This window comes from Lentimonas sp. CC4 (genome assembly GCF_902728235.1).
GTDB lineage: Bacteria > Verrucomicrobiota > Verrucomicrobiia > Opitutales > Coraliomargaritaceae > Lentimonas.
The window spans coordinates 447,213-471,856 of sequence record NZ_CACVBO010000001.1; the positions used below are offsets into that span (position 1 = coordinate 447,213).

The 24,644-nt window shown below is 51.9% G+C and carries 22 protein-coding genes and 1 tRNA gene; 9 read left to right on the forward strand and 14 right to left on the reverse strand.

All coding sequences use genetic code 11. The features are described 5' to 3' along the window. Positions 1 to 36 precede the first annotated feature (36 nt). The 5 genes from GZZ87_RS01915 to dnaK form a co-directional block, all read right to left on the reverse strand. Complete coding sequence (locus tag GZZ87_RS01915; RefSeq protein ID WP_162024735.1) at positions 37 to 1,497, reverse strand: alpha/beta fold hydrolase; 1,461 nt, start codon at positions 1,495 to 1,497, stop codon at positions 37 to 39. A 32-nt stretch (positions 1,498 to 1,529) separates the two neighbouring features. After that, positions 1,530 to 2,435 (reverse strand): hypothetical protein, encoded by a 906-nt coding sequence (locus tag GZZ87_RS01920; RefSeq protein ID WP_162024734.1) that lies wholly within the window; start codon positions 2,433 to 2,435, stop codon positions 1,530 to 1,532. Between the two features lie 436 nt (positions 2,436 to 2,871). Next, complete coding sequence (groL, locus tag GZZ87_RS01925; RefSeq protein WP_178092110.1) at positions 2,872 to 4,530, reverse strand: chaperonin GroEL; 1,659 nt, start codon at positions 4,528 to 4,530, stop codon at positions 2,872 to 2,874. Between the two features lie 45 nt (positions 4,531 to 4,575). Further along, a complete protein-coding gene (locus tag GZZ87_RS01930) occupies positions 4,576 to 4,863 on the reverse strand; it encodes a co-chaperone GroES (protein WP_162024733.1) in 288 nt (95 codons plus the stop codon). Between the two features lie 155 nt (positions 4,864 to 5,018). Further along, entirely contained in the window at positions 5,019 to 6,965 is a 1,947-nt protein-coding gene (dnaK, locus tag GZZ87_RS01935) for a molecular chaperone DnaK (protein ID WP_162024732.1), read from the reverse strand. Between the two features lie 506 nt (positions 6,966 to 7,471). On the opposite strand from dnaK, the gene GZZ87_RS01940 reads away from it, so the two are divergent. Then, positions 7,472 to 7,756 carry a helix-hairpin-helix domain-containing protein gene (locus GZZ87_RS01940; protein WP_162024731.1) on the forward strand — a complete coding sequence of 95 codons (285 nt, stop codon included), beginning with the start codon at positions 7,472 to 7,474 and terminating at the stop codon, positions 7,754 to 7,756. After that, positions 7,743 to 8,474, forward strand: coding sequence for an LON peptidase substrate-binding domain-containing protein (locus tag GZZ87_RS01945; protein ID WP_162024729.1), 732 nt, complete (start codon positions 7,743 to 7,745; stop codon positions 8,472 to 8,474). The genes GZZ87_RS01940 and GZZ87_RS01945 overlap by 14 nt, the downstream gene beginning before the upstream one ends. Positions 8,475 to 8,482: 8 nt before the next feature. On the opposite strand, the gene GZZ87_RS01950 is transcribed toward GZZ87_RS01945, so the two are convergent. Next, positions 8,483 to 9,214, reverse strand: a complete 732-nt coding sequence (locus GZZ87_RS01950; RefSeq protein ID WP_162024728.1) for a hypothetical protein — start codon at positions 9,212 to 9,214, stop codon at positions 8,483 to 8,485. 118 nt (positions 9,215 to 9,332) lie between these two features. Between GZZ87_RS01950 and GZZ87_RS01955 the strand changes: the two genes are divergently transcribed. The 4 genes from GZZ87_RS01955 to GZZ87_RS01970 all read left to right on the forward strand — a co-directional run bounded on the left by GZZ87_RS01955 (position 9,333) and on the right by GZZ87_RS01970 (position 12,437). Next, positions 9,333 to 10,601, forward strand: a complete 1,269-nt coding sequence (locus tag GZZ87_RS01955; RefSeq protein ID WP_162024726.1) for a mechanosensitive ion channel family protein — start codon at positions 9,333 to 9,335, stop codon at positions 10,599 to 10,601. 218 nt (positions 10,602 to 10,819) lie between these two features. Then, a complete protein-coding gene (nudC, locus tag GZZ87_RS01960; RefSeq protein WP_162024724.1) occupies positions 10,820 to 11,752 on the forward strand; it encodes an NAD(+) diphosphatase in 933 nt (310 codons plus the stop codon). Positions 11,753 to 11,801: 49 nt separating this feature from the next. Beyond that, positions 11,802 to 12,008, forward strand: a complete 207-nt coding sequence (locus tag GZZ87_RS01965) for a DUF2191 domain-containing protein (protein ID WP_162024722.1) — start codon at positions 11,802 to 11,804, stop codon at positions 12,006 to 12,008. A gap of 3 nt (positions 12,009 to 12,011) precedes the next feature. Then, positions 12,012 to 12,437: a PIN domain-containing protein gene (locus GZZ87_RS01970; RefSeq protein ID WP_162024720.1), complete on the forward strand. Its 426-nt coding sequence runs from the start codon at positions 12,012 to 12,014 to the stop codon at positions 12,435 to 12,437. Here the strand turns inward: GZZ87_RS01970 and uvrA are convergent. After that, on the reverse strand, positions 12,434 to 15,289 hold the full coding sequence (uvrA, locus tag GZZ87_RS01975) for an excinuclease ABC subunit UvrA (RefSeq protein WP_162024719.1): 2,856 nt from the start codon (positions 15,287 to 15,289) through the stop codon (positions 12,434 to 12,436). The genes GZZ87_RS01970 and uvrA overlap by 4 nt on opposite strands. 430 nt (positions 15,290 to 15,719) lie before the next feature. Here uvrA and GZZ87_RS01980 point away from each other — a divergent pair, with 430 nt between their 5' ends. Further along, complete coding sequence (locus tag GZZ87_RS01980) at positions 15,720 to 16,001, forward strand: hypothetical protein (protein WP_162024718.1); 282 nt, start codon at positions 15,720 to 15,722, stop codon at positions 15,999 to 16,001. 250 nt (positions 16,002 to 16,251) lie between these two features. Beyond that, on the forward strand, positions 16,252 to 17,520 hold the full coding sequence (gene eno / locus GZZ87_RS01985; RefSeq protein WP_162024716.1) for a phosphopyruvate hydratase: 1,269 nt from the start codon (positions 16,252 to 16,254) through the stop codon (positions 17,518 to 17,520). Positions 17,521 to 18,003: 483 nt separating this feature from the next. On the opposite strand, the gene GZZ87_RS01990 is transcribed toward eno, so the two are convergent. From GZZ87_RS01990 to GZZ87_RS02020, 7 genes are all read right to left on the reverse strand, one after another. Next, complete coding sequence (locus GZZ87_RS01990; protein WP_162024715.1) at positions 18,004 to 18,582, reverse strand: hypothetical protein; 579 nt, start codon at positions 18,580 to 18,582, stop codon at positions 18,004 to 18,006. Positions 18,583 to 18,734: 152 nt separating this feature from the next. Beyond that, positions 18,735 to 19,070 (reverse strand): hypothetical protein, encoded by a 336-nt coding sequence (locus GZZ87_RS01995; protein WP_162024714.1) that lies wholly within the window; start codon positions 19,068 to 19,070, stop codon positions 18,735 to 18,737. A gap of 55 nt (positions 19,071 to 19,125) precedes the next feature. After that, complete coding sequence (locus GZZ87_RS02000; RefSeq protein WP_162024713.1) at positions 19,126 to 19,584, reverse strand: hypothetical protein; 459 nt, start codon at positions 19,582 to 19,584, stop codon at positions 19,126 to 19,128. Positions 19,585 to 19,892: 308 nt separating this feature from the next. Beyond that, entirely contained in the window at positions 19,893 to 20,615 is a 723-nt protein-coding gene (locus GZZ87_RS02005; RefSeq protein WP_162024712.1) for an SDR family oxidoreductase, read from the reverse strand. A gap of 301 nt (positions 20,616 to 20,916) precedes the next feature. Continuing rightward, on the reverse strand, positions 20,917 to 22,782 hold the full coding sequence (locus GZZ87_RS02010) for a nucleoside-diphosphate sugar epimerase/dehydratase (protein ID WP_162024711.1): 1,866 nt from the start codon (positions 22,780 to 22,782) through the stop codon (positions 20,917 to 20,919). A 15-nt stretch (positions 22,783 to 22,797) separates the two neighbouring features. Then, on the reverse strand, positions 22,798 to 23,946 hold the full coding sequence (locus GZZ87_RS02015) for an aminotransferase class I/II-fold pyridoxal phosphate-dependent enzyme (protein WP_244652036.1): 1,149 nt from the start codon (positions 23,944 to 23,946) through the stop codon (positions 22,798 to 22,800). An 84-nt stretch (positions 23,947 to 24,030) separates the two neighbouring features. After that, positions 24,031 to 24,113, reverse strand: a tRNA-Leu gene (locus GZZ87_RS02020). A gap of 153 nt (positions 24,114 to 24,266) precedes the next feature. Here GZZ87_RS02020 and GZZ87_RS02025 point away from each other — a divergent pair. After that, the gene (locus GZZ87_RS02025) at positions 24,267 to 24,641 is read left to right on the forward strand and encodes a hypothetical protein (RefSeq protein ID WP_162024709.1); all 375 of its coding nucleotides are present in this window, start codon (positions 24,267 to 24,269) and stop codon (positions 24,639 to 24,641) included. Positions 24,642 to 24,644: the final 3 nt, after the last annotated feature.

The following is a 24,644-nucleotide window of genomic DNA, read 5'->3' on the forward strand; positions in this document are numbered from 1 at the left end:
TTACCTCCAATCGGGTGGCCAGCTTATGCAAGCCACCTACTTTTGACTAAAGTGATCCACAATCCGTTGCTCTTGGTATTCGTAAAACGGATTCCAACGAAGTCGTAGCATATCAGCGGCGGCGATCGACAGCACACCTTTCTCTCCACGAATGGCCAAGGCACCGAGATGGATCCGTGTTTTATCCTTGCGCGGGCCAGCGCCATAGATCGGATCTTGCTCCGCAAAGGGCAAGGCGACGTGTGATAGTGAGTAAATCGTTTCAGGCCATTTCAAGCCAATCGAGCTCAGTTGCGGCTCATGGATATGTGGGGGATACGTATGCGCCTCAACCGCCTCATTCCTCGCATCCTTATTGGTAATTAGGGTAAAGATATAATCGCGAGTGGCCTGCGCCTCCAAAAGTCCGACATCTGGAATTTTCCCAGCTTTCAACAGAGGCTCTATTTCAGCAGATCGATTGATATCATACACCACTAACTCATGCCCCACATCGGCTGGCAGTAGATCAAATAAGTCCTTCACCAACGCCGGAGCCAACACCGTCGAATCGACAATCGATTGAAACGCCAAGACATTCGGGAACCCCGACAACTGCCCATCTGCTTCTAGCTGTTTAAGACTCTCGCGGTTCGCAACCGTCAGATTATGCGCAAGCATCCCGGCATTCGCAGGAAACGACGTGTATTTATACGGGTCATACTCAGGCAAGACCGACTGCCATTGTAGTTTATTCAAACGTAAGACGTAGCCGATACGCTCCTGCCAGATGGATAGGACCGCCATCCGCGTGATCCCAATCTCTGGAGAGAGCAGAGCCATACCTTCTAACTGCGGCAGACTCGGATCTTCAATGGCATCAATTGCATAACGCACACTGAGCGCCCCTCCGTTTGAAAAGCCTACGACGTAAAGCGGTTGATCGCCGACGGCGGCCTTTAAAGATCGCATCCCGACGCGCACTGCTGCCGCCATGTCTTCCCACGTCGTGACTGTCAAAGCCGACGGTGCCGTGCCATGCCCTGGTATGCGTAGCCCGATGACATGCGCACCCTCTTGATTCAAACGCTCACCAATCAGCCGTAAACTATAGGGGGAATCGGTTAGACCATGCAACAGCAGCACGCCACTCTTCGCTTTTTCCGCAGGCATCTCGAAACTACGATTCCAATTTACATCCCAAGCAGTCGCATCCGAAAGACTGCCTCGCGTATATCGATTCACATCCAACTCATCAGGTGTATCACTATCCGTGTAGATCAACTCATTGAGTTGCTGAAACAAGCGATCCTCTAACTCCAAATAGTCCTGAAAACTGCTGACGTCTGAATCCTCCGTAAACTCTGCATCCAACACCACTTCATGCCACAGTTGTAGATCCGGCTTATTATTCATCATCTTCACAGCAACGATGAGTAACATCACGACCGCCCCAACGATCCCATACAGGAAGCATTTTAAAGCGTAGGAGGCGGTGCTCATGACCATTTTTTTCATAACAAAAATACGTTGAATTGATATTAGCGCCTCTAGTTCTTGCGGGCACGCGCCTTCTGGATGACATCCATTTTGTTCAACTCTTGAGAGATGTCATTCCAAAGTTTCTCTTTACCACCCGTCGGCCCCGATGGCACCGCTTGCGCCTCAGATCCTTCGAGATACGCACCGTGCGCCTCCAAGTAGCGCTCTTTAAAATCATAATACGACCAGCGTCCCTCAAAGCCCATGCGCACGATTAAATCGTTAAACAAACTGCGACGGATTTGAAGGTCCTTGATCCGTAAGATTTTATAATACTCATCTTCAAAGACTTTAAACTCAGCGGCCTCACGTGCCTCTATTGCGCGCTGCTGCATCTGAGCTTGTTCCACAATCATATCAAGCGAAACATTCCCGGCCGCTTTCTGTGCGCGCAGCAGCTCTAAGTCATCCGCGGCACGTTGCCCCACACGGACGTGATACAGCACCGGAATATTGGAGCCTAAATAATAGCGCACAAAAAACAGTGCACGGTCATTCGCTTGCACGTTCTGCACCAATGGATCTAGCGCCACCTGAGGCGATAGAAAGACATCGCCTGCATCATTTTTCACATACGTCCACAAGTTTAAATCATGATCCGAGCGATACGCGACAAACGAACCCGGCATCTGGCCTTTGAAACTCTCATCGACTGAAAATGTCAGATGCTTGCCTTTCTCCCAGATCAACTGCTGCAACGGCATATCACCATAGGCAATATCCTGAAAATGGACCCCCATCACACCCGTTTGATATAAGGGCTCCGGAATCACCTTCGTCAGCTCTCCATAAAATACATGTGTCGACGCATTGTAAGTGCGCACCAGATCCCACGTGTCCTCCACCTTCGGCTGCGCCACGGAAACAGGACACAACTGCAAGATCAGGTAACAAACTAGAACAACGCGTTTCATACCTAGAGAGCTAAACGGATCATCCCAATTGGCTAGATTAAAACAGGCGCTGAGTTGAAGTGGCGCTTGATTTGGGGAGGGACGAGGCTCGGTGCTTATGCTCGGCTGACGGCGCAGAGGCCGTCCCTCCCGCAAAACTAAATAAGCGGTTAAAGATCTGGGTTCTATTCCCATCCTCAGATCGAAACCGCTTCAGGCTTCGCAACAGCTACGCGACGACAAGTCGCGGTTTCCGCAACACAAAACCGATGTATCCCTACAGACTGACTGCACCTCCACTCTGACTGACGCGACTAGCGTCGCATCGCTACCAATATATTGGACTGCCAGTCGATGTGTGATTCTACACGCCCACGAAAAAGCCCCGACCGTTTCCGGTCGGGGCTTTGTTATAATCTGTAGTATTAGCGTGGTGGCTAAAGTAACCGCAAAGCGATTACATCATGCCGCCCATTCCGCCCATTCCACCCATGCCGCCCATGTCAGGCATGCCATGACCACCAGCAGCGCCGCCTTCTTCAGGAGCGTCTGTGATCATGCACTCAGTGGTGAGGAGCATACCAGCAACTGAACCAGCGTTTTGAAGCGCGGTGCGAGTTACCATGGCTGGATCAACGATACCAGCAGCAAGCAGGTCAACGTATTCGCCAGTCGCGACGTTGTAACCCTTCGAGCCCTTGGACTTGAGAACTTCAGAAACGACGAGCGAACCTTCAACACCTGCATTCAAGCAAAGCTGACGAAGGGGTGCTTCGATCGCACGACGCACGATCCATGCGCCGAGTGCTTCGTCACCTTCAAGTGTGCCAGCAGCTGTTTCGATTGCCTTAGCAGCGCGTAGCAATGCGACGCCACCACCTGGAAGGATCCCTTCTTCAACCGCAGCACGTGTTGCGTGCAATGCATCGTCCACGCGATCCTTCTTCTCCTTCATTTCTGGTTCAGTCTGTGCACCAACATTGATGACGGCGACACCACCAGCGATCTTAGCAAGACGCTCTTGGAGCTTCTCACGATCGTAGTCAGAAGTCGTTGCTTCGATTTGACGGCGGATCTGCTTGACGCGGCCTTGGATCTCGGAGCTCTTACCGCCACCTTCGACGATAATTGTGTTTTCCTTATCAACCGACACGCGCTTTGCGCTACCGAGATCGCTCAACTGAACGTTCTCAAGCTTGATGCCGAGATCTTCAGTGATGCAACGACCGCCAGTGAGCACTGCGATGTCTTCAAGCATTGCCTTACGGCGATCACCGAATCCAGGAGCCTTAACAGCTGCTACATTCAATGTGCCACGGAGCTTATTCACGACGAGTGCAGCAAGTGCTTCGCCTTCGATGTCTTCAGCGATGATGAGCAATGGCTTGCCGGACTTAGCAGCGAGCTGAAGGAGTGGAAGCACTTCGTTCAGGTTGCTGATCTTCTTCTCGTTGATGAGAATGTAAGCATCGTCGAAGTTCACTTCTTGAGACTCAGCGTCTGTGCAGAAGTATGGAGAGAGGTAGCCCTTATCGAACTGCATACCTTCGACAACGTCGAGGGATGTTTCGATACCCTTAGCTTCTTCAACGGTGATTGTGCCGTCTTTACCAACGCGGTCCATTGCGTCTGCAATGATGTCGCCGATTTCAGCATCCCAGTTCGCAGAAACAGTTGCAACCTGACGAATTTCTTCGCGGTCTTTGACCTTCTTGCTTTGCTTTGCGAATGCCGCAGTTGCCGCAGCAACAGCCTTATCGATACCACGCTTGAGGTAGATCGGGTTCGCGCCAGCAGCTACGTTCTTGATACCTTCACGGTAAACCGCTTCAGCGAGAACGGTTGCAGTAGTAGTGCCATCACCAGCAGAGTCTGCTGTCTTAGAAGCCACCTCACGCACCATTTGTGCGCCCATGTTTTCGTAAGGATCAGCGAGATCGATTTCCTTAGCAACGGTGACACCGTCCTTAGTCACTGAAGGTGCACCGAACTTCTTGTCGATAAGAACATTACGTCCCTTCGGTCCGAGTGTTACTTTGACAGCCTTAGCAAGTGTTTCAACACCTGCTAGAATCTTTTTACGTGCTGCTTCATCAAATAAAATTTGCTTAGCCATAATGTGTTATTTCTTTAAATTGTATTTTGTTGATATGAGTGATCCTTAAGCAATAACGCCGAGGATGCTGTCTTCTTCGATGAGGATATATTCAACACCATCGACTTTGACAGGAGTGCCACCGTAGCCAGGAAGGAGAACTTTATCGCCCACCTTCACATTGAAAGGAATTGCCTTACCAGCGTCGTCTTTCTTGCCAGTGCCAATTGCTACAACTTCAGCTTCTTGAGATTTTTCTTTAGCAGAATCAGGAATGATGATGCCGCCGCGGATTTGTTCGTCTTCTTCAATGCGTTGCAAAAGAACGCGTTCACCGAGTGGTTTGATTTTCATATTTTTTTTGTATTTTTGGTTTTGAGAATGATTAAGAGGAGCTAGAATTAAGGAGTTAGAAGTTAGTGTTTAAACACCTACAGCGACTGTGTTGTCACTATACGTGAGTATGATTCTATCTTCTAACTCCTTGTTCCGAACTTCTTTTAAAGAGATTATTTTTTGTCGTCTTCGTCGACTACTTCGAAGTCGGCATCAACGGTTTCAGCACCTTCAGCTTGCTTTGGCTCGGAAGCCTCACCACCCGGAGCGGCACCTTCTGGACCAGCTGCGGCGCCTTCGGCTGCTTGTTGGCTATACATTTCTTCAGCGAAGGATTGCATGATCTCAGTGATCTTGTCCTTCGGTGCTTTCAATGCATCGACATCAGCGTCTTGGTTTTCAAGAACGGCCTTACCTTCAGCAATCGCTGCTTCGAGTTCAGTCTTCTTGTCCGCTGGGATCTTGTCGCCAAGGTCTGTGATCTGCTTTTCGGATTGGTAAACGATGTTGTCGAGTTCGTTACGTGCTTCGACGCCAGCCTTGAGAGCTTCGTCTTCAGCAGCGTGCATTTCTGCTTCGCGCTTGAGCTTTTCAACTTCGTCCTTATCGAGGCCGGAAGAACCAGAGATCGTGATCTTCTGCTCCTTACCAGTGCCTTGATCCTTAGCGCTGACGTTAAGGATACCATTGGCATCGATATCGAAAGTCACTTCAATCTGAGGTGTGCCACGAGCTGCGGTTGGGATACCATCGAGACGGAAGTTACCGAGTGTCTTGTTATCCTTGGCCATTGGGCGCTCACCTTGGAGCACCTTGATGTCCACTGCTGTCTGATTGTCAGCGTAGGTGGAGAATGTTTGGCTCTTCTTAGTAGGGATCGTAGTGTTACGCTCGATCATTGCAGTGGCAACGCCGCCTGCAGTTTCAATCGCAAGTGTCAAAGGAGTCACGTCGAGCAGAAGCACGTCGCGCACATCACCTTGAAGCACGCCACCTTGAATCGCAGCACCGATGGCGACCACTTCGTCAGGGTTCACACCTTGGTGTGGTGCCTTACCAGTGAGTTCCTTAGCGATCTCAACAACCTTAGGCGCACGAGTCATACCACCAACCAGCACAAGCTCGCCAATTTCAGATGCAGTGTGACCTGAGTCCTTCAAGCACGCTTGGAAAGGCGCCTTGGTGCGCTGGTAGAGCGCATCACAGATCTGCTCAAACTTCGAACGAGAGAGCTGGATGTTCAGGTGCTTCGGTCCGCTAGCGTCGGCTGTGATGAAAGGTAGGTTGATGTCTGTGCTCTGAGTCGAGGACAGTGCAATCTTTGCCTTTTCAGCTTCCTCCTTCAGGCGCTGGAGCGCCATCTTGTCAGAGCGAAGGTCCATGCCTTGCTCCTTCTTAAATTCTTCAACGAGGTAGTCGATCAAAGCGCTGTCCCAGTTATCACCACCGAGGTGTGTATCACCATTGGTTGCTTTAACTTCGAAGACGCCATCACCGATCTCAAGGATCGATACGTCGAATGTGCCACCACCGAGGTCATAGACCGCGATCACTTCGTCTTGACCTTTATCAAGACCATAAGCGAGTGCCGCAGCAGTTGGCTCATTGATGATACGCTTCACTTCGAGACCAGCGATTTGACCCGCGTCCTTCGTTGCTTGGCGCTGTGCATCATTGAAGTATGCAGGCACTGTGATAACTGCCTCTGTGACAGTTTCACCCAAGTATGCTTCCGCATCCGCCTTGAGCTTTTGCAAGACCATCGCAGAGATCTGCTCTGGAGCAAACTGCTCTGCCTTACCCTTCACTTCGCATTCGATGTAAGCATCGCCGTTTTTGCCTTTTACGACATTGTAAGGAAGGCTCTTTGCTTCTTCTTCAACTTCAGTGAATTTACGTCCGATGAAACGCTTCGCTGAGAAGATCGTGTTCGTCGGATTGGTTACAGCCTGGCGTTTTGCAGCCTGGCCGACAAGGCGTTCGCCATCTTTAGCGAAAGCCACGACAGAAGGAGTAGTGCGAGCACCCTCCGAGTTTGGTATAACAACCGCTTCGCCGCCTTCCATTACGGACATGCAGCAATTTGTTGTTCCTAAATCAATTCCAATTATTTTAGCCATGCCAAGTCTTAAGCAATCGCGATGCCATGATTCAAAATGCCACACAACCAACTGACTACCAACAACTTTAAGGCAGAACAAGAATCTATCAACATTCTTCAACAGCCTCAAATCGCGCCACAGTGTCACACTTTGTGTCACACCCACCAGACACTGTCCCACAACTGTGACACACTAATGAGCCTAAAAAGAGGAGTTAGGAGGCAGACCTCCGTCTGACTCCTTACTTCTAACTCCTGAATGTAGGATGAGTGTTCGTCGCAGATTCCTATAACAGCGGCGAACGAGAAGTGCATCTACCTCGATGAAACTATACCCAGTTGTGGAACGGGCTTCTCGAAGAGAGCCTGTTTTGCGTTGTCGAAGGCATGCTCGCCTGCAAGCAGGAGAAGCATGCAGCACAACTCATAGCCAACCATCCCACCAATCGTCGATGAACCGAAAATCATCCCAACAGCCCTGAACACGTATTGCATTTGGCAGAATTCTAGCTTCAACTGCGGGCAATGCTCCCGCTAAAGAAGAAAAAGAAAGTCGATTATGAAGCGCTCAATTCGCCTTTGATGCGCATCCCGCGCATGGATGTCGCTGTCGCACGCAACTTCATCGACATCGGCATCCGGGAGATTTACGAGCTCCAAGGGCGCGCGCCCGAGGTGCTATTCGAAGAGGCAAAGCGTAGAAGCGACAGCATCCCCGACGACCGTATCCGCTATTTCCGCATGGCGGTTTACTACGCGGAGAGCCCCGAACCTGATAATTCAAAGCTGCATCCCGATGAGTGGAACTAGACCGACACCACCGAAAAAAATAATACAACTGCCCGTCATGATTGACGACGTGGAGATCCCTCAAGAAGTCCCCGTCATGACGCTCAGCGGTGCCGTGCTGTTTCCGCAAGCGATGATGCCGCTATTTATTTTCGAGCCACGCTACAAGACGATGCTCACCGATGTTCTGGCAAATGACCGTATTTTTGCCGTCGCCACGCTCGACGAACGCAGCGAAGGCTCCGCAGACTCGGAGACGCCCTACTCTGTCGCTGGCATCGGTGTGGTGCGCGCATGTAAACAGAACCCTGACGGCAGCTCAAACCTCGTGCTACAGGGACTTGCACGTGTCGAATTAGAATCTATCAGCGACGAAGCGCCTTACCGCAAGGCACAGATCCGCCAAATCCTGAGCGAACCCGGCGGTTCTGAAGACAGTATCGCCACCAGTCAAAGCCGACTCCTGAGTTTAATCCAAACACAGAGGCGACTCGGAGCAGGTATTCCCAAAGAAGTCGTCCAATTCTTAAGTAACATCAACGAACCAGAGAACGCACTGGATCTCGCGATTTACACGCTTTGCTCCTCCGCTACACTCAAGCAAGAGCTACTTGAAACACGCGGCGTCCTGCCCCGCTACAAAAAATTCGCCGCCTACCTGCAATCCGAAATCGAGCGTCTCAAACTCGACATCAAATTAAAAGGTAAGCTCGACGACAAAAACATCGGACACAATTAGAGAGCGGATTAATTCCGAGGCTTCTCGAAATAGAAGCTCAACAGCCCTGGATTCACCTCAATCGTCTCAATCTTGACCAACGACACCTGCTGATCACCAATACGGTTCTCCACTTCAAACGCGAACTGGCAGCCATCGACCTCACGATAATCGCGATAGAGCGTCTCTAGGCTAGGCGTGCCGTCGGCATTCAGCTGCTCACGCTTAAGAATCAAGCCACTGCGTGCACTTAGATAGTAACGCATGAACGGTTTGCCCTGCTTCGTCACCTCCAACACATTCACAGGCTCCCCATCAACCAACCCCTCCCCCAACAGAGTAATCGCATTCCAAGACTTTTCCAAATGTCGGAATAGAGGACTATCAAAATCCGCCTCGTCACGAAGCACTGTAAGTTGACTCGATGGTAAGTCCTTAATCGTCACCTCGTCTCCGACCTGGGTGCGCTGCCAGCCCGAACGACCATTATAGCCACAGACAATCGACGTGGCCCCTGCGTTTAAACGGTAACGAATCGAGTGCGAGCGCTTCTTACGCATCAAAAACTCAAAACTTTTACCATTCTGAATTTGGGTGCCCTCAATGCTCAGGGATGACAACGCCTCCACCGCACGCGAGCCGCCTAGAGACTCAGTATACCGCTCCAGAATACGCTGCACCGCAAGCGCATCGCTCGGCTCGGCAAACACCTCAGACGAGCACGATAGAAACACATAGCTAAGAATCACTAAAAAACGCATTTCATGGATAGTTAACGGCGCGTCCCCACTCAGGCAAGCCAATCTACCCCATAGAAACACAACAGAACGAGCGCCTCTAAGATTGTAATGCCACTGCGAATCCTCCATCACTCCATTTGTGACTGCTGAAACAATATCCAAATGGCTCCTTCAATTTAAACTCTCTGCTGGCTCTGCCGAGATCGCAGCGCTCGTCCTTGCCGCGCTCTACCTCGCCGTATTGGCCTGGCTCGCCAACTTCATCACGAAGCGATTCATCACTTCCGTGATCCATCCGCTCATACATAAGACAGGCGCGAAGTGGGACGACAAATTGGCAGAGAACGGCGTGCTCATACGCTTCTCTCATATCGTCCCAGCGGCGATCATACACATATTTACGCCGACGCTCTTCCAAACTCACCCGCAAATCATCGCCATTTGCCAAGTCGTCGTAAATACCTACCTAATCGTCATCACCCTCTTCATCATCGATGGCGTGCTCAACTTCTGTCGCTCCATCTGGGATCAACTTCCGGTTGGCAAACGCTTCCCCGCAAAGAGCTTCATCCAAGCCATCAAGTTAGTGATCAACCTCGTCGGTTGTATCTTTATTCTCTCCGTCGTCTTGGGCAAATCCCCACTCGTCTTCTTCTCAGGACTCGGCGCCGTCACCGCCATCCTGCTCCTCATTTTTAAAGACGCCATCCTCGGCCTCGTCGCCGGCTTCCAGCTTTCCGTCAATAATATGGTCATGGTCGGCGATTGGATCGAAATGCCCGCCCGTGGAGCCGACGGCGATGTGATCGACGTGTCCCTCACCACCGTCAAAGTGCAAAACTGGGACAAGACCATCACCACGATTCCGACCTACGCCCTCATCTCCGATTCTTTCAAAAACTGGCGCGGTATGAGCGAGTCCGGCGGACGGCGTATCAAGCGATCACTCAACATCGATCTACGCACTCTACAATTTGCAGACGAGACACTACTCGAACGTTTTAAACATATAAGAATCCTGCGCCCCTATTTAAAAGAAAAGCTCGAAGACATTCAAAAGCACAATGACGACGTCGGCGACGATCTCTCCGAGCTGATCAACGGACGCCGCCTCACTAATGTCGGCACCTTCCGCGCCTACTGCGTGGCGTATCTGCGCAACCACCCCAAGATTCATCAAAGCGGTATGACACTGCTCGTGCGCCAACTAGCCCCCACAGAAAAGGGCCTACCGATCGAACTCTACGCCTTCTCCAGCGACACCGCATGGGCAAATTTTGAAGACATCCAAGGCGACATCTTCGACCACCTGCTTTCGATTCTACCAGAGTTCCAGCTCAGTGCCTTCCAAGCGCCTAGCGGAGCCGATTTAGAAAAAGCGATCCGGCATCTAACAGACTCCAAGTAATCAGATGCACCTTAAAAGAGCAGTCAGAAGTCAGCAGGCAGGAATGATACTGCCGCGCATCAAGAATTGTGACTTTTGCTCAACACATTTGGGAGCGATGAGCTCCGCCTCGTCCTCCGAACCTCAGTCCAGAACTAGCACGCTGCGGACGGCGCGTCGTTTCGACAAGCTCAAGACCCTGAGCCTGTCGAAGGGGAGTCCATCCTCCCGAATCTAGGATGAACGACACTTCTCCAAACCGCACCCCACTCTCTCCCTATTTCCTTGATCGCGCTTCCACTCTACGCGATCAACCCGACTGGCTGGAGGCACAGCTAAAGAGCGACACCACGCGCTGCCTGATCGCCCACGGCGCTCAACTGCTGTGCCGTGCCAACGCGCCCGAGCACCCGATCATTCTCACGCCATATGAGCTCGGTTCGGCGATCAACCTCTCAGCCGATTCGGTCTTTCTAGGCACCGTCGAAGGCATCGCCTACTTCGCCGTTCTAGTCCAGAGCGCCGAACAAGCCGCTCAACTGTGCCAGCAGTTTTCCGGCAGCTTCGAGCCCAGTGTCTCACGCGCGCCCCACATGGAGCGTGCCGACAAAGACATTCTCTCGCTCGCCTGCTTCATGGGCTACTGGCACTCAAGGCACCGCCATTGTGGAAAATGCGGCAGCCAAACCACAGTCGTCAGCGCTGGGCATCATCGCATCTGCAGCGACTCCGAATGCGCGCAGCACTTTTTCCCGAATATGGATCCCGCAGTCATCGTGCTCGTCGAACACGACGGACGCGCGCTGCTCGGCCGGCAAGCCCGCTGGCGCGAAGGCATGTATTCGACACTGGCTGGATTCGTCGAGCCCGGTGAGACAATCGAAGCCGCCGTCGCACGCGAAGTGCATGAAGAGGCAGGCGTCCCACTCGAAGCGATCGAATATCAATCCTCTCAATCCTGGCTCTTCCCTAATTCCCTGATGCTCGGGTTCAAAGCCAAAGCCACCTCCCCTGAGATTACCATTGATCCCAACGAACTCGAAAGCGCCGCATGGTTCACCCGCGAGCACGTGCGCGCGAATCCCGACATGCTGCCCAACAAAGCATCGATCTCGTATGCGTTGATCCAGAGTTGGTTGCAATCAGAAGATCGAGGCGTCATGGACCAATAAAATCATACAATTCCATCGACAAAGTCTGACAAAAGAATACTTTAATCGCATGAAATTCAGCGTAGAGATGGATGAGACGACCCTTAAAAAGGTCATGACAGCGACTGGAATCTCCAAGAAAGGGCCAGCGGTTGCCAAGGCGGCGACCGAATATTTACGGCGCGAGATGGCTAAGGAATTTGCAACGATGGTGATGGAGGGAGAGTTTGAGGACTACCCACTGACCAACGATGAGATCGAACAGTCCGACCGCTAAGCCATGGTCATAGTCGATACCAGTGCGTGGATTGAATTCTTTCGGCGAGACGGCGCTCCCGCAGTCAAACTGGCGATGAAAGCGCTCGTCGAAGAGTTGGAGGCCACCCTGTGCGGCCCCGTAGAGATGGAATTCCTCGGAGGGGCACGTCCTCACGAGCGTCCTCGCATCCAATCCCGCTTCGAAATACTCCCCTATCTAGCCAACGACCAGAAACTCTGGCGCGAGGCGGCCACCCACTACGCCACGCTTCGCACCGCAGGTATCACCCTGCAATGGAACGACGCACTCATCGCCACACTAGCCATCAAGCAAGACTGCCGCGTGTATGCAGTCGATCAACACTTCGAGGCCATGGCGCAGCATTTAGATCTGCAACTCTACAAACCCGGCTACAATGGCAGCTTCGCGCCTGAGCCAATCGATTAGTCTGCAGCAAACACCTGCTGCGTCGGCGTCTGGTCCCCCTGAACAAAACTCGCGACGTCGCCCGCATACACAATCTCGCCGCCGCCATCGCCGCCTTCTGGGCCGAGTTCGATGAGCCAGTCTGCGAGGCGGATCACATCGAGATCGTGCTCAATAATCAGAATCGTGTTGCCCGCGTCGCGTAGCTTAAAGAGCAGATCCATCAGGCGTTGCACATCCAGCCAATGGAGTCCCGTCGTCGGCTCATCCAAAATATAAAGCGTTTCGCCCTGCTGACGCTTACTCAGCTCTAACGACAATTTAATACGCTGCGCCTCACCACCAGACAAGGTCGTCGCCGGCTGCCCTATCTTAATATAGCCTAGCCCCACATCCGAAAGCGTGCGTAGTTTCTCCGCGATGCGTGGCTGCTTATCAAACACCGCCAAGGCTTCGTCCACACTCATCGCCAACACATCCGCGATGCTGTAACCCTTGAAGCGCACATCCAATGTCTCACGGTTGTATCGTTGTCCACGGCAACTGGTGCATTCGGAATACACATCGGCCATAAACTGCATATCGAGCTTAATCACACCGTCGCCCTTGCAGCGCTCACAGCGACCACCCGACACATTGAAACTAAAGCGGCTCGGTTTGTAGCCACGGATCTTTGCCAACGAGCACTTGGCATATAGATCGCGCAACTGATCAAACAACTTGGTATACGTCGCAGGGTTCGAGCGCGGGCTGCGCCCGATCGGCGACTGATCCACCTGCACGACCGACGTAAAATGTTCCAGCCCCGTCACGCCCTTATGTTTCCCAGGAATCGACTTTTCTCGGTTCAACTTAAACGCCGCAGCCTTCGCTAAAATCCCATTCACCAAGGTGCTCTTCCCTGAGCCAGAGAGGCCGCAGACCACGGTCAATAATCCCACAGGAAACGCCGCAGTGACGGACTTCAAATTATTCTCGGTCGCCTCCTTAACCGTCAACCAATCCTGCGACGGCTTTAATGATTCTACCGACTTCTCCACTTGTTGCCGCCCACTTAGGAACGCGCCCGAACGGCTCGTCGGCGCAGTATACGATGCCTCTGGTTCACCTTCGAAGATAAGCTCGCCCCCCTCAACGCCCGCGCCGGGTCCGAGCTCAATCAAATGATCCGCCGCGCGCATGGTGTCGGCATCATGCTCGACCACGACCACGGAATTCCCACGGTCACGCAATCCGAGCAGGGTCTGAATCAAGCGACGATTATCCAATGGGTGTAAGCCAATGCTCGGCTCATCCAAAATATACACCACACCAATCAAGGACATGCCAAGCTGCGTCGCCAAGCGCACACGCTGTGCCTCGCCGCCACTCAATGTGGCATAGCTACGATTCAAGGTCAGATAACTCAGCCCGACTTCATTCAGAAAGGATAAGCGTTGCGCCAAACCATGCACTGCATCGCTCACCGTTTCATACTTCGCGTTCGCCTGTAGCGAGCTCACGAAGGCCTCCGCCTCTTGCAGCGACAGTCCCAGAAAGTCCGAAATGGAAGTGCCCTCAATCAGCACACTCAAACTCGACGGACGTAAACGCCGCCCCTTACAAGTCTCACAAAGGCTACTGGTTTGATACGCCATCAACCGCGCACGCAGCCCATCGCTCGTCGTCGCGCGTCGCATCTCTTCGAGGTCTGCCAGCACACCAGCAAATTCCATCGTCTCTGGCTTCGAGTTTCCGCCCTTGAGCTTAAAGCTAAATTGCCGACTGCCCGTGCCATGCAGGATCTGTTCGCGCACCTCATCATCGAGTTCCTCCCAAGGCACATTCGGATCAAACGGCAACTGCTCGGCCAACTGCTTTAAAATCGCATTGCGCTTAATGATCATCTGCTTCGATCCCAAGCGCCAGGGTTTGATCGCGCCCTTCTTCACCGTCTTCAACGGATCCGGCACCAGCAACTCCGGCTGAAATTGCAAGGTCTCGCCCAGACCGCCACACTCGGAACACGCGCCTTCCGCATGATTCCACGAGAAATGCCGCGGCGAGACCACATCATACACATCGCCACACGTCACACAGGCCAAGCGATTGCTCAGCGGTAATTCACGCCACCCACTCTTCGCCTTTTTGTCTTCAATTAAAACAATCGCGCGATCCCCGCCTTCGCTGAAAGCCAAATCTAAAGAGTCCGCAAGGCGACTGCGTTGATCCGCATTGAGCACGATACGATCCACCACGATCTCGACCACGATCTCCTTCGCCTTTGAGTCGATTAAATCCGGCTCATCGAGACGGCGAATCGCACCATTGATCCGCACACGTTGAAAGCCGCGCTGCTGCAAACGAGGCAATTCCTCACGCAGAATCGCAGGTTTGGTAATCATCCACGGCGCAAGAATCATCAAACGACTCTTTTCAGGCTCCGCAAACACACGCGCCAAACAATCATCCATCGAGCGGCGTTCGATGATTCCCCCATCCTTCGGGCAATACGGCGTGCCACACACCGCCCACAGCACCCGCGCAAAATCCGCGATCTCGGTCACGGTCGCTACCGTGCTACGCGGACTACCGCCACCACCCGTGCGCTGCTCTAGCGCGATCACCGGTGAGAGCCCTTGAATAAAATCGACATCCGGCCGCGGGATTTGCTCCAGCACCGTGCGCGCCTTCGTCGAGAGGCTATCGATATATTTCCGGTAGCCTTCCGCATACACCGTATCGAACGCCAACGACGACTTGCCCGAACCACTCACCCCAGTGATCACCACCAATTGATCCCGAGGAATCTCAAGGCTGATATTTTGCAAATTATGCTCACGCGCCCCCTTAACGGAGATCGCTTCGGCATGTGCTGGACGTGATGGCGGCATAAAGCCCCTACCGATAGACGCACCGAGCGCAGAGCGCAAGCGCGGGTTGAATTGCAACTAACTCAGCCGTGACACAGACATTCCTGTCTGTCCACCGAGCCAAAGCCGTAGCGTGGGTCTTTAGACCACGTCACCGAACCAGAGCACAGATTTCAAAGACGGGCACACATATCAATGCAGCATGCACATAACGCGGATCTCAACGGTTCAGTGATCATGGCGTTTGGCCAGAGGCCTACGCTCCATATTTTTCAAACGCAAAGGAACACCCGATGGAGCGTGGGCGTCTCGCAACGAACCGAGCCTAAGCACGTCACCCCAACAAGATGAATCCGTCTGAGTATTGAAACTCCGTAACGCGACGAAACTACCCTACTAGAACCATTGTTGTTGATTGCAAACACATGGAAGCGATGATTCAAAGCCAACTATGCCCAGCCGCGGACGTCATCAAAGCACTTCAAAAGAGTGCAAACGCATTATCCAAAAGATCGAAATGATTGACGGCGTGGTCGGCGTCATTATCGGCCATTCCTATGGAGGCAAATCACTTGGAAAAAACAGTCGCACCGGCAGCGTAAAAATACAGCGCAAAGAATCTGGAGGCCTCAAAGCAGTCACACAATCTGCCAAAGGCCTGCAAGAACTCTTCATTCGAGTCGAAGTGGGGCACGAAGATCAAGCCATCGAAGCGATCCATAAAATCATCTAATTTGTAAAGCATTCCCCGCAAATGGCCTCTTTATCATTTGAGGATCAGACGAGGTCATGCCACTGCTTCAGTGGCGAACGCTCTGACTTTAAGGACTCAGAGATGTGGCTCAGAGCCATCGTGCACTACAGTGACCACAGGTAACGGGTGGTTTGAAACGATCCATGTCTTTAAAGAAATCACACAGCCATTTGAGATTCAACACGCTTTGGGCATACTCTAATTTTCTCCTCCCTTCAAAAGATCTACCATGAAAATTAAATCACTTGATGCGCTCGAAATACTGGACTCCCGCGGCAATCCGACCGTTCGCACATACGTGGAGCTCGAAGATGGAACAACCGCTTGTGCCTCTGTGCCATCCGGAGCATCGACAGGGCTCAATGAGGCGCTCGAGTTGCGTGACGGCGATCAGGCACGCTATCACGGAAAAGGCGTGCGCGATGCAGTGCGCCACACCATCAACCACCTCAGCCCTGCTTTGCGCGGTATGGAAGTCAGCGAACAAGCCGCGATCGATGCGCGTATGATCGAGCTCGATGGCACTGACAACAAATCAAAGCTCGGCGCCAATACGATTCTTGGAGCGTCGATGGCTGTCGCGCGTGCGGCTGCCACTTCATTGAACTTGCCGCTCTATCAATACCTCGGCGGAGTCAACTCGGTGCGGCTCCCCGTGCCTTGTATGAATATCGTCAATGGCGGCGAGCACTCGGACAACAGTGTCGACTTTCAAGAATTCATGGCCGTGCCCCACGGAGCGCCCACCTTTACCGAAGGCTTACGCTATGTCGCCGAGACCTTCCATACACTCAAAGCGATCCTCAAAGACAAAGGGCTCGCAACAAGCGTCGGCGATGAAGGCGGCTTTGCCCCAAACTTCAGCAGCAACGAAGAAGCGATTGAAACGATTCTACAAGCCATCGAGCGCGCCGGCTACAAGCCGGGAGAGGACATCTCCATTGCCATCGATAGCGCAGCAAACTCGATTGCGACCGATGTAACAGGCGCTTACGATTTGAAATGGTCAGGCGAGGGCGCGCTCTCCAGCGATGCACTCATTGCAAAATCAGGAAAGTGGCTCAGTAAATACCCAATCATCTTGTGGGAAGACCCACTCTCTGAAGATGACTGGGCTGGGTTTGCCAAGTTCAACGCCGCCTACGGCGAGCAAATCGAAGTCGTCGGCGACGACATTTTTGTAACCAATACCAAATACATACAGCGCGGCATACAGGAGCGCACCGCCAATAGTTGCCTGATCAAGCTGAACCAAATTGGCACAGTGACCGAGACCATCGAAGCGGTCAAAATGTGCCGCGAAGCAGGTTGGCGCTACTTCCTGTCACACCGTTCAGGCGAGACCGAAGACAGCTTTCTAGCGGACTTCGCCGTCGCAATGGATGGCGGGCACTTGAAGACCGGATCCGCTAGTCGCAGCGAGCGGATAGCGAAATACAACCGCTTGCTGGAGATTGACCATGCTCTCGGTAGCCGAGCCCAATACTACTGGAAATAGGTCTTAGTCTTAAAAGAGTAGTTAGAAGTGGGAAGACAGGAGCTAGAAGGTGATCATGGTGATTGATAGGTTCTTCACCGTTCGCCAAACTGGCGGCGACATACTTGAATCGAAGTATTCCACTACCAATGGCTCACTTCTGGCTCCTAAGTTCTATACTCACGCGATTTCTCGATCTGACTGTAGGGGCTTTGCTTGCGAAGACCGTGCAAAGGCCAAACGCATAGGAAGTTGTAACACTTTAGCTACCTTCGCGGGCGACGCCCTACGACTAGCTATGGGCCTTGAGCCTGTCGAAACGGCAAGCAGCTACCCCGACAGCAAGGTTCTTCGATTTGATAACTCAGCAGTTATCCTAAAAAGATGAGCTGGAACCGCGACGCAGGTCTGCCGAATTTAGGTTTATCATGCGCTACAGTAATACCCCTAGGTATGGGCCTATATATCGGAGCAAACGATTGAATCCGCCTAAGCAGTTTAATTTTAGCCTTTCGGCAGCTCAATGTGCAAGCCGCTGAGCAAATGATAGTATGCGATGACAGCCAAGAGCCCGAGGCCGACGGTGACTAAAATTCTTAGTTTCATTCCATGGGCGTGATGCTTTTCCCGCTCACGGTGAGAGCTAACATCCATCATTTCATCGCCGAAATAGATCGAGAGCAAAGTCCCCGCGGCACTAATGATTAGTATACTCCAGTAAGGGTAAGGAACGGTGAGGATCTTTTCGAGTAGCGACGTGATGAAGGTGAGCTGATAGTCCGCTCTAAATTTCCATAGCATCACCAGATTAATCCCGACGGCGACGAACCATATAATGACCTGAGTCAGCGCCATCTTAACGCCGAATAGAAGACGCACGGGAAATGCGACAATAAAGCCGCCATCGGCAATAGGCGTGCAGAGCACAAAGAAACTCCAAGTCAGCAGCGCGAGACCAAAGCCAGTGGATGCGTCATACTTCCAACTCATCCATACAAAGTATCCCAGCAAAAGCGCAACCAGCGCAGAGAACTTCAGTATGGTCTCCTGATGGGTCTGTTTTTTCGGATTGATTTTGTTCATTCTTAAAAGAGTAGTTAGAAGCTAGAAGGCAGTAGTTAGAAGTTGAATATCAGTGCTTTGTGAAGAATATTCAATTCGCCAAGTTGGCGGCAGCGAATACGACCGCAAGCGTCTCATTACCAAAGACTAACTTCTAACTTCTGAATCTAGGTTCATAGTTCTGGATCTGCAATCGAACGATCTATTTGCAGCAGCTCGACCGGCGCTCCGTTATCTTCAATAAATGCAACGAATACTCCGGGCGACGGACTATTGGGCTCAATAATGACATGCTTACCTTGAATTGCCTCATGTAAGTCTTCCACTTCAAAGGCCACATGCGGCAGAGTTTTGACAATATCAGGGAAGTCTGCGTCCTCATCAAAACGCATCCATTCAATGCCATAGTCGTTTTTACCGAACCCACTCACAGTCATTTTGAGGTGCTTCAGATATTTCTCATCTTTGAGTTTTTGCTTCGTCGGAATCCCGAGGTGGTGATATTTCATGTATGTGATTGATATCAGGTTAAGCCATACGACATGTGTCAAACAGCCAATTCGTCTACTGATATTTAATCAGCTGCGCAGAAAGAACATGGTCACGCATTTGAGTGGTCGTAGAGACCTCAGAATAACTGCCTTTACTGTGTTTATTACGCTCCTTCAACTTACCATCCTCGGTAATGTAATACTCAGGATCAGATTGCTTGTTCTGCCCACTGGTATAACTCGAACTGCCCACGTTGACTGTCTGCATACCGGTAATGATAATACCGTCGGCTCCCTTCGCCATCGCATCGCGCATCAACTGCTGTTGCATATCCTCAAAGGACATATACTCGGTGGCCTCAGCCTTTGCCATGCCCATCTGAGTGTGTGGGCGCGTGACTCCTCCCGCGCTCATATAAACATCTACATGCGTAGTGGGCGAATAGGTCTGACCGACATATTCCGTATTCGCGCAGCCAGCGAAAAACATGAGAGCACTGAACGAGGCCAAAGCAGCAATGAGTATTTTCATTGAACGCAATTGAATTGCCCAACCGACGATACGCAAACATCAGGCGTAGATTTTATCTGTTACAAGGACTCGGGCAACACCACTCATGACGTCTGCGGCGGTTTAGGACGACATCGTTCCCTCTCTCCAGCTTGCATCCCAGCCCAAAGTCATCATGGCTTTTTCACTTGAGAGCGAATCATCTGCTTCTGCCACATCATAAATAAACGAAATACTTTGTCTGAATGAAATCGTAGTTTATTCAGGTAACGACGGAGTGTTGCCCTCCGAGGTGCCACAAACTCCAGTGGCACCTCAGGCAATTCGAGCTAAGGCTGCTGTCGCGTCGGGGCGAGCACAATTTCACGAATGCACACGTTCTGAGGTTGCTCATAGGCAAACACCACTGATCGTGCAATATCGTCTGCAGCTAATGCTCCGCCAATAGACTCCGCCCATTCGCCATAGCCGTCTTTAATCTCAGTGGAAGTTGTATGCCCCAGCAACTCGGTCGCTGCAGCACCTGGAGCAATGGTAATCACCCGAACATTTGCATCTGCGACCTCCTCACGCACCGTCTCACTAATGGCATGCACGGCGAATTTAGTGCCACAATACGCCGCATGCGATGGAAATCCCTTACGGCCAGCAATTGAAGAAATATTTATAATGGTGCCTGAATTCCGCTCTTTCATCGAACTCAGCACAATTTGCATGCCACTCAATAAGGCCAACACATTGACCGAATACATCTGCTTCCATTCATCTTCTGACTGATCCACAACAGATCCAAGCAACATCACCCCAGCGTTATTAATCAAACACTCAGTGGCTCCATACTCAGCCTCCGCAGCTATAATTGCATTCCGGAAAGCTGCACTGTCAGTGACATCGACTGCTTTACACAGCGCATTTGGTAAGCCCAAAGCTTCGATTCGATCCAGACGACGGGCAATTAATAGAAGCGGATAACCTAGATCCGAAAAACGTTGTGCGATTGCTGCCCCGAAACCGGAACTGGCACCTGTAATAACGATTAAACCTTTTTTCATAATAATATAAGTGAACTACGTGACCGATAAATCCGACACACACCCAGAAAATGGAATGACAAGATGAAGTAAAATAGGGCAACTGTTTGCTAGAAAATCTAAATACATAGGATGCTATTTTCTTGTCGAGAAGTCGAACCACAAATGCGTCCTCTTTCTACTGAGATCGCACTACCGATGAACCATCTCATAGAGCGATGTAGCTTATAGGAGGTTACGATACACTTCCTACAATCGCTGGGATCGCCACTCGACAGGCTCTGGACCTTAGCGATGGCGAGCAACTCTCGGACAAATATCTCTAATCAAAATGCGGTCTATATTCCGGCACAAAGCGACGGATTGCCTGTTTAATTTCGTTCGCATCGCTATCAGCTAAAACAGTCAACGCCGCTCGCATCGACCCGACGGAATCTGCTCGTTCCCCGCCAGCAACGAAGCGCATCACGCGTGGATGATCCGTCGGCTCGTGCGTCTCACTGAGGTGCTGCACCTCCTCATAGAGCTTTTCGCCCGGCTTCAGACCTGTGAATACAATTTCAATATCTTCGCCCTCTTGAAAACCACTGAGCGCAATCATTTGACGCGCGACATCCAGGATCTTCATGGATTGCCCCATATCGAGCACGAATATCTCGCCGCCAGTTCCCTGCGTCGCACTTTGAAGCACCAAGCCAACCGCTTCTTGAACCGTCATAAAAAAACGCGTCACTTCGGGGTCAGTCACCGTCACGGGGCCTCCCTTTGCAATCTGGCGTTTAAAGATGGGGATCACACTGCCCGATGATCCAAGCACGTTACCAAACCGAACGGCCATAAACTTCGTAGTGTTCCCCTCTGCCTTCTGCTGCTCGAGAAGAGATAGTTCAGCCAAGCGTTTGCTCGCGCCCATGACACTAGTCGGGTTGATTGCCTTATCAGTCGAAATCAGGATGAAACGTTCAACCGCAAATTGACTGGCAAGCCGTGCCAAGCTAGCCGTGGTAAAGAAATTATTCTTCAACGATTCAGCAGGTTGCGCCTCCATCAGATTAACATGCTTATGAGCGGCGGCATGAAAAATCACTTCAGGCTGGTAGCGTTTAAACACCGCCTCCACCTCATCCGTCTGATGCACATCCAGAATCAGAGTCTGCGCGGGCTCAGACGTATCAAGCTGCGCCAACACTTCCTGCTGCAAATTGAAAATCGCGATCTCTGCCTGATCGATACAGAGCAAGGATGCAGGCGCATATTCCAAGACCTGCGCCACTAGCTCACGACCAATACTGCCTCCGGCACCAGTCACTAGGACACGTTTACCGGCAAGCATTGAACGAATACCATCCGAGTTCAGATCAATCGTATCGCGCCCGAGTAAATCTTCTAGCTCGACGGGGCGCAACTGTGTCATCTGCGCACGGCCACTCACCAAATCTGTAAGTGCTGGAACAGTATCCACTGCCAGTCCGGCCTCACGCGCCATTTCAGTGACCTTACGCACACGTCCAGCAGATGCCGAAGGAAAAGCAATGATGAGCTTATGTGCCGCGTAACGTTTCGCCACGTCGCCCAAACCATCGATATTATCCGCGACCAAGACACCATGCACATAACGACCAATTTTCCTTTTATCATCATCAAGAAAAGCCACCGGACGCATACCGAGTCGGGCCTTTTGCTTTAGCTCAGTGCAAAGCCCCGCACCGACTTCGCCTGCCCCGACGATCAACACATTTTCCGCATCTTCCCATGTCAACCAATCCTCCAAGCCGCTACTGGCTTTCACACGCATCGCGACACGGAATCCGGCCAACATTAAAAAGCTCAACAGAAAGTCCGTCAAAATAACAGCCCGTGGCGGCACTCCATTACCACTGTAAACATACCACATAGACGCGAGTATCGCACTCGCAGCAAACAGTCCGCCTGACAACCGCACAGCATCGGGTATTCGGAAATACGAGAGCACACAATCCACCTGCCCCGCCGCGATCAACAACATCAACTTCAGCCCGACAACCCACCAGATGGTGTTTACCAAATCCTGCGAAAAATGATCCGGCACATTGAAATCGAAGCGCAATTGAAAGGCGACGAAGTAACTCACCCCGCACAGAAGTGCATACAACAGGATCAATCCCAGAGTCCGAATACTCAAATAACGCGATACAGTGCTGACAGCCATAGTGAAGTATCTTTGTTATGCCTGTGACTGCGAAAAACACGAGCGCACACTCTCAATGACTTTATCCCGATCCTCATCACTCATCGACGAACCGCTCGGCAAGCAAAGCCCGTTGGCGAAGAGCGCCTCTGCACAATCCCCGCCGATCGACGCACAATCCTGAAAGACTGGTTGCATGTGCAAAGGCTTCCACAAAGGCCGCGCCTCAATAGCTGCATCCGCAAGCGCAGCGATCACTTGATCGCGCGAGCTGCCACCCTTCACTGGTTCAATAGTCAGGCAAGAGAGCCAATAATTGACCGCATCTGGATCCGCAATCGGCATAAATGCGACGCCAGGCAAGCCACCCAAGGCCTCACGATACGCCTCGAAATGCGCACGTTTCACAGCTATGCGCCGCTCCAAATCATCCAGTTGGCTCAGGCCGAGACCAGCCAAGACATTGCTCATCCGATAATTATAGCCGACCTCTCGATGCTCGTAATGTGCGACTGGCTCTTTCGCTTGAGTTGATAAAAACCGCGCCCGCTCAATCCACGAGCCCTTATCAGCGAGCAACATCCCGCCGCCCGAAGTCGTGATGATCTTATTGCCGTTGAATGAGAAAAACGAAAACGCCCCCATACCACCGGCCGGACGCCCTTTATAAGTCGCACCCAATGCTTCGGCCGCATCTTCCACTACAGGAATACCATAGCGCTCACACACTGCTAGAATCGGATCCATATCCGCACATTGACCATACAAGTGCACCACGATCACCGCCTTTGGCAGTTCGCCCGAAGCCGCGCGTTCGCCCAACTCCAGCTCCAGAAGCACCGGGTCCATATTCCATGTATCTGGCTCACTATCGACAAAGATTGGATCGGCGCCGCAATAACAGATCGGGTTCGCACTCGCAGCAAACGTCAAGGTCGGGCAGATCACGGTGTCCCCCGGACGCACATTGAGCAGTTGGAGTGCAAGGTGCAGCGCCGCAGTGCCTGAGTTCAGCGCCACTGCATAGGCACGCCCAGAGCGCTCAGCAACCGCGGCTTCAAAAGCCTCCAAATGCGGCCCAACCGGAGCGACCCAGTTAGAAGTCAACACCGCGTCCACCGCAGCATGGTCCTGCGGGCTAATATCTGGAGGGGAAAGATAAATACGGGGCATAGTGACTGGCATGTTTCCCGTTTCAGCAGCGTATTTCGATCTTTTTCCACATCGATTACATGAAAAAGCCCCACATTACTGTGAGGCTAATCAGAATACCCAGGGCGGGACTTGAACCCGCACGCCATTGCTGGCAAGGGATTTTAAGTCCCCAGTGTCTACCATTCCACCACCTGGGCATAGGCTGTGTCATTCGACAAGCGCAGAAAAAAGCAAGCAGACTGAATGTTGGCAAGTCTCGATCACAGCGAATCGATTAAAAGAGACGGCAAGCCAACCACTATATGGGGCCGCACCTTGCAACCCCCTCTCCTCATGCGTAGCATCTAGCTATGAAACACATCGTCATTACCCTTATAGCCATCGCCTCGCTCAACAGCCTCAACGCACAGATAAAAGGCCCAGTAACCATCAACAACCCGAAGGATCTTGAACTACAAACCAAGATCCATGCCAGTGCCTTAGCCGATCAATGGGCAGATGCCTTCAAAGTATTCAAAGCCACTCCTGGAGTAAACCTAGAGATCGTCACCAGCAAAGATGGGCTCGCACTCACTCTGAGTAATATCCACACACTAGAGAGCACCGCAGCCATCACCAAAGGAGGCAACCTGCTCTACGCAGTGCAACGTATCGGCAACCGCGACTATACTGTAGTGCTCGACCCACGCCAGATACGCTACATTCGCCAGATGAAAGCCGACTAGCAA